Source organism: Campylobacter sp. CNRCH_2016_3089, from assembly GCF_025772505.1.
GTDB lineage: Bacteria > Campylobacterota > Campylobacteria > Campylobacterales > Campylobacteraceae > Campylobacter_D > Campylobacter_D lari_D.
In genome coordinates, this window is record NZ_JAKMSF010000053.1 from 1 (window position 1) to 835 (window position 835).

At 29.2% G+C, this 835-nt stretch carries 1 pseudogene; it reads left to right on the forward strand.

Going from position 1 to position 835, the window contains the following annotated elements:
- Positions 1-835, forward strand: a pseudogene (locus tag L8W69_RS09220) (hypothetical protein); the annotation flags it as partial.

Consider the following 835-nt stretch of genomic DNA (forward strand, 5'->3'; position numbering starts at 1 on the left):
AGGCAAATACACCCAAGAATATTCTAAAGCTTTGTTTGAAGCTGATCGTATATTAAGAAACTCCCCCTACAAAGACTATAAACCCAGATATTTAGATCCTAATCTTTATACAGGGCAAAGTTCTACTTTGCTTGAATTTAAAGATTGGCAAAGTATTTATTTAAAAGATCCTATTAAAGGAAGCATAGCTCCTTGGACTAAAGCAGAAAAAGCTTATTATAAATCTTTAAAAACTAAAAAAGAAAGATATAAGTATTTAGTTATAAGAAGTGGTATAAGAAGTGTTGTTATAGATATACCTTATGAAGCTATAGGAGCTGTAGATGAAAAAGGAAATGTAGATCCTAAATATGAAAAATTATATAGAATAGTAGATGATAATAAACATAATCTAAGATCAAGTTTATTTCATAATGAATGGGGTATGGCAGCAGGAATATTAGGTGATTATAAATATCTAGCTAATGATATGTTTCAAAATGGTTTTAATGCAAGATTTATCCAAGCTACTATACTTTATATACAATTAAGTGGAGGAAGTAGTATATTAGATAAACCTAATTTATTAGGTGCTATTTATGGTTATGCTGATATTGCCGTAGGAAGTGGTTTAGTAGGAGTGCATAAAAATCCTTTAAGAGAACAAGAGATTAAAACCTTAGCTAAGACTTTAAAACCTGATGAATTTGGTATGCTTCCTTTTATAGATGAGATTATGGGAGTAGATTGGATAATTGATTTAAATGTTTATCAATTTAATTTTGATGCATGGGGAAAAATATATAAAGCCTTAAGAAGTGACATAGTTGAGGGTAAGATAAAAGATCCAAGGGAT